The following is a 4,897-nucleotide window of genomic DNA, read 5'->3' on the forward strand; positions in this document are numbered from 1 at the left end:
GCCGCTTCCCCCCGGCAGACTCGCCATTCTCATCCTTTACTGGTTGGTAGAGCCAGCGAACGGCCCTTCTGGAGCCGTGCCGCCTTTGACGCGCGGGGTGGCGTCCGAGGCGCGCTGCGGCGGGAAGTGCCCGGCGCGCCCACCGGCGGACTCCGGTGCGTCGTCGCCTGGCGGCCGAAGACCTCGTACGACTCCACCGCCCGGACCGCTGCCAAGGCCGCCCTGACCTCGGGTTTCGGCGCCGCGGTCGACGGCTCCGCGGTCGCCCGACCCGGGCGGACCGTACGGCGATGTAGGAGCCGCATAGTTTTCGGCATGTTCCCCGGCCGACTCTGCGGCGACAGGACCTGACACCCGCGTGCAGAGAAGAGGGATCCGACCATGCAGACCGCGGCCGAAGGACAGACAGACGTGTGGGCTCCGTGGGTGATCGCCGCCGACGGGGCCGGCGGCCCGGACCGGCTCGCCGGGCAACTGGCCGAGGCAGCCGGCGAGGAGGGCCTGGAACGGCTGCTGACCGAGAGGAAGGGCATCCTCCTGCGGGGCTTCGGCATCACCGCGCAGGACCTCGACGGCGTCCTCGACCTGCTGCTGCCGAACCGGCTCGCCTATGTGCACGGCAACTCGCCCCGCACCAAGGTCGGCGGGAACGTGTACACGTCGACGGAGTACCCGCAGGAGTTCACCATCTCGATGCACAACGAGATGAGCTACGCCCACCAGTGGCCCTCGCGGCTGGCGTTCTACTGCGAGAGGGCGGCGACGACCGGCGGGGCCACCCCGGTCCTCGACGCCGCCCTCTGGCTCGGATCGCTCGACGCCGAGGTCCGTGAGGCGTTCCGCGACGGGGTGCGCTACGTCCAGAACCTGCACGACGGCTACGGCCTGGGCAAGAGCTGGCAGGCCACCTTCGAGACGCAGGAGCGCGGGGAGGTCGAGGCCTTCCTGGCGGGTGCCGGGGCCGACTGGACCTGGAAGGCCGACGGCGGCCTGCGGGTCGGCCAGCTCCGCCCGGCCACCGTCCGCCATCCCCTCACCGGCACCGAGGTCTGGTTCAACCAGGCCGACCAGTGGCACCCGGCCGGGCTCGGTGACGAGACCGCGGCCCGGCTGGCGGCGATCCTTGCGCCCGACGAGCTTCCGCAGTCGGTGACCTTCGCCGACGGCAGCCCCATCCCCGCCGCGTACGTCGAGCAGATCCGCGATCGCGGACTGGAGAACGCCGTTGACGTCGACTGGTGCGAGGGCGACCTGCTGCTCATCGACAACGTCCTGCTCGCGCACGGCCGCAGGCCGTTCACGGGCAGCCGCCGGGTCCTCGTGGCGATGTCCGGCTGATGCGCACGCCGGTGACCCCGGTCACCGGCGCGTAGCGCGGCGGCCCGGGACCGCCCGCCGGCCGGGCGGTCCCGATCGGCCACCGGCCGCCGGGACACGGCGAATTGCTCGTATAGATGTTCGATAGGGCGTCCATAGGCGCCTCTCGCACCGTTGATCCTGCGAGTCAGAGAGGGAGTGACAGAGTGAGCCAGGCCGTACACCGCGGAATCATCTCCACCATCGGCGACACGCCGCTGATGGAGACCACCGGCCTCATCCCGGGATTCCGGTCCCGCGTCTTCATGAAGCTGGAGCGCCACAACCCGGGCGGCAGCATCGAGGACCGCACGGCCCTCTCCCTCGTGCGGGAGGTGATCCGGCGCGACGCCGTCGTCCCGGGCAGCTCGCTCGCCGTCGAGATCTGCACCCCCGAACTCGCGGTCTCCCTCGCGCAGGTGTGCCGCTTCTACGACATCGAGTTCCTCGCGCTGCTGGAGGCGGAGGCGGCCGCCCCGTACCCCGCGCTGCTCACGGCCTACGGGGCGCGCTTCGAGGTCCTCGCCCCCGGCGCCGCCCGCGAGCGGCTCTCGGAGATCCTCGCCACCGACTCCCGTGCGCTGCGACTGAGCACCGGCGCGGCCCCGCTGTGGCCGCGGGAGGACACCGACACCATGCGGGAGATCGCCGAGGCACTGGAGGAGCGGGTCGACCTGGTGCTGTGCGACCTGGACTACCCCCGCACGCTGGGCGGCTGCGCCGAGTACGCGCGTATCCAGGGGCTCAACACCACGGTGGTCGGGGTCGTCAGAGCCCCCGCGTCGGTGCCGTCCGGCCCGCTCGCGGTCCCGTTCGGCGTCGACGAGGTGGTGCGGGTGAGCCTGGAGGACACCTCCCGCATGCGGGAGCTGCTGCTGCACCGCGAAGGGCTGTTGGCCGACCCGGCGGCCGGCGCCGGCGCGGCGGCGCTGCTGAGCCTGGCGCACCGGATCCCCGCCGGATCGAACTGCGTCATCGTCTCTCCGTCCGGTGGTGACCGGTGCCCGGAGAACTTCGAGCTGAAGGATGCGACACCATGCTGATTCTGCGTCACGCCGACGTGCGGGACCTTCTCGACGGGCAGGAACGCCTGGTCGCCGATGTCGTGCGGGAGACCTACACGGCCCACGACGAAGGCCTCACCGCACTGCCGCACTCCATCTTCCTGCGCTTTCCCGACTCCCCCCGGGACCGCATCATCGGACTGCCCGCCTTCATCGGCGGGGAGACGCCGGCCACGGGCATGAAGTGGATCTCCTCCTTCCCCGGGAACCTGGAGGCGGGCCTGGAGCGCGCCAGCGCGGCGATCATCCTCAACGAGCCGGCCACCGGCCGCCCCCAGGCCCTGATCGAGGGCTCGGTCGTCTCCGCGAAGCGGACGGCGGCCAGCGCGGCCCTCGCCGCACGGCTGTTCACCGCGGACGCCGACACCCACGGCGCGGCCCTGATCGGCTGCGGGGTCATCAACCTGGAGGTGCTGCGCTTCCTCCGCTCGGAACTGCCCCTGCTGCGCGAGGCCGTGGTGTACGACCAGGACCCGGACCGGGCCGCCGGCTTCGCCGCCCGGGCCACCGAGCTCCTCGGCCTGCGGGTCACCGTCGCGGTCACCGTCGCCGAGGCACTCGCCGCGTACCGTCTGGTGTCGCTGGCCACCACCGCGAGCGAGCCCCACCTGGACCTGACCCCGCTCTCCGTCGGCTCCACGATCCTGCACGTCTCCCTGCGCGACCTGCACACCGATTCCATCCTCGCCGCGCAGAACGTGGTCGACGACGCCGACCACGTCAGCCGGGAGCGGACCTCCATCCACCTCACCGAACAGGCCACCGGCGGCCGGGAGTTCATCGACGCCGAGATCGGCCGGGTGCTGCGGGACCCGGGCTCCTTCACCCGCGACCCCGCGCGGACCCTGGTCTACTCGCCCTTCGGCCTCGGTGTCCTCGACATCGCGCTGGCCGCCCGGCTGTACGCCGAGGCGTCGGCCAAGGGGCTCGGCGTACCGGTCGAGGGCTTCCTCCCCGGAGAGACCAGCTGATCATGAAGCCTGGACGCCGCGCCCCGGCCCAGGGGCTGCAAGAGACCATCGGCAACACCCCACTGGTGCTCCTCGACCGGTTGCTGCCGGACCTCGGGTCCCGGGTCCACGCCAAGATGGAACGCTTCAATCCCGGCGGCAGCATCAAGGACAGGACCGCGCTGCGGCTCCTCGCCGACAAGGTCGCCGCGGGCGAGCTGGTGCCGGGACGGTCGGTGATCGTCGAATCCAGCTCCGGCAACCTCGGAGTGGGACTCGCCCAGCTGTGCCGCAGCTTCGGGCTCCGCTTCCTCTGCGTGGTCGACGCCCGGACCACCGAGCGGAACATCGCCCTCCTGCGCGCCTACCGGGCCGAGGTGGAGGTGGTCACCGAACCCGACCCGCAGACCCGCGAGTTCCTGCCCGCCCGGCTCCGCCGGGTGCAGGAGCTGACCGCGACGATCCCGCACGCCTACTGGCCCAACCAGTACACCAACCCGCTCAACCCGATGGCGCACCACCGCACCATGGCGGAGATCGACCGCGCCCTGGGCGGCCGGATCGACTACCTGTTCTGCGCGGTCAGCACGTTCGGGACGCTGCGGGGCTGTGCCGAGTACATCCGCGAACACGGCCTGTCCACCACGGTGGTGGGCGTGGACGCGGCCGGCAGCGCCATCTTCGGCAACCCGCCCGGGCCCCGGCTGCTGCCCGGCCACGGCGCCGCGATCCGTCCGCCGCTCGCCGACGTGACCCTGGCCGACGAGGTGGTCCACGTCCCCGACCTCGACGCCGTCGCGGCCTGCCGCCGGCTGGTCCGGCGCGAGGCGGTCCTCGCCGGAGCCTCCTCGGGGGCGGTCGTCGCCGCCCTGGAACGGCTCGCCGACCGGATCCCGAAGGGCTCCACCTGCGTCCTGGTCTTCCCCGACGGCGGCGACCGCTACCTCGACACCGTCTACTCCGACGCCTGGGTCACCGAGCACTTCGGAGCCGTCTCCCACCTCTGGGAGACCCGCCTCACCACCTCCGTCTGACCCGGTCCGGCCGACTCGCCGATCCACCCGGTCCGGCCGGTCCGTCGAACCGCCCGATCCACGTCAACCACTCGATTCAGGAGACATCCATGTCCGAACAGCAGTCCGCACCGGCCGAGTTCCGCGTGGTCCACAACGACGAGGAGCAGTACTCGGTCTGGTGGACCGACCGTGACCTGCCGGCCGGCTGGTACGCGGAGGGCACCGAGGGCACCCGCGAGGCGTGCCTGGCGCACATCGACGAGATCTGGACCGACATGCGCCCCGCGAGCCTGCGCCGCCGCATGGCGGAGCAGGCCGCCGGCTGACCCGTACCACGCCCGGCGCACACCCCCACCGCACACCACCCCCCACACCGGCCCGACGTGCCGTACGGGTCCCACGGCTCTCCCCGAGCCGTCCGTACGGCCGCGGGCACCACACCGCACAGGCCAGACCGGACCACACCGTTTCCCGGGGCCCGCCCGGCGATCCCACTAGGAGTGCCAGCGTC

Annotated in this window: 5 protein-coding genes; all 5 read left to right on the forward strand. The window is 72.3% G+C overall.

What is annotated here, in order from left to right:
- The first annotated feature begins 381 nt into the window (after positions 1-381).
- On the forward strand, positions 382-1,338 hold the full coding sequence (locus ACFU7Y_RS00245) for a TauD/TfdA family dioxygenase (RefSeq protein ID WP_380765701.1): 957 nt from the start codon (positions 382-384) through the stop codon (positions 1,336-1,338).
- Positions 1,339-1,523: 185 nt separating this feature from the next.
- Positions 1,524-2,399 carry a pyridoxal-phosphate dependent enzyme gene (locus ACFU7Y_RS00250; protein WP_224275939.1) on the forward strand — a complete coding sequence of 292 codons (876 nt, stop codon included), beginning with the start codon at positions 1,524-1,526 and terminating at the stop codon, positions 2,397-2,399.
- Positions 2,393-3,391, forward strand: coding sequence for a 2,3-diaminopropionate biosynthesis protein SbnB (sbnB, locus tag ACFU7Y_RS00255; RefSeq protein WP_380765703.1), 999 nt, complete (start codon positions 2,393-2,395; stop codon positions 3,389-3,391). The genes ACFU7Y_RS00250 and sbnB overlap by 7 nt, the downstream gene beginning before the upstream one ends.
- 2 nt (positions 3,392-3,393) lie before the next feature.
- Entirely contained in the window at positions 3,394-4,404 is a 1,011-nt protein-coding gene (gene sbnA, locus ACFU7Y_RS00260; protein ID WP_224275943.1) for a 2,3-diaminopropionate biosynthesis protein SbnA, read from the forward strand.
- 89 nt (positions 4,405-4,493) lie between these two features.
- Positions 4,494-4,712 carry an MbtH family NRPS accessory protein gene (locus ACFU7Y_RS00265; protein WP_224275953.1) on the forward strand — a complete coding sequence of 73 codons (219 nt, stop codon included), beginning with the start codon at positions 4,494-4,496 and terminating at the stop codon, positions 4,710-4,712.
- Positions 4,713-4,897 lie beyond the last annotated feature (185 nt).

This window comes from Kitasatospora sp. NPDC057542 (assembly GCF_042801945.1).
Taxonomy (GTDB): domain Bacteria; phylum Actinomycetota; class Actinomycetes; order Streptomycetales; family Streptomycetaceae; genus Kitasatospora.

Bases quoted from the DNA above. Each gene is read 5' to 3' on its own strand.
- ACFU7Y_RS00245 (WP_380765701.1), top strand. From the start codon at position 382: ATGCAGACCGCGGCCGAAGGACAGACAGACGTGTGGGCTCCGTGGGTG.
- sbnB (WP_380765703.1), top strand. From the start codon at position 2,393: ATGCTGATTCTGCGTCACGCCGACGTGCGGGACCTTCTCGACGGGCAG.
- sbnA (WP_224275943.1), top strand. From the start codon at position 3,394: ATGAAGCCTGGACGCCGCGCCCCGGCCCAGGGGCTGCAAGAGACCATC.
- ACFU7Y_RS00265 (WP_224275953.1), top strand. From the start codon at position 4,494: ATGTCCGAACAGCAGTCCGCACCGGCCGAGTTCCGCGTGGTCCACAAC.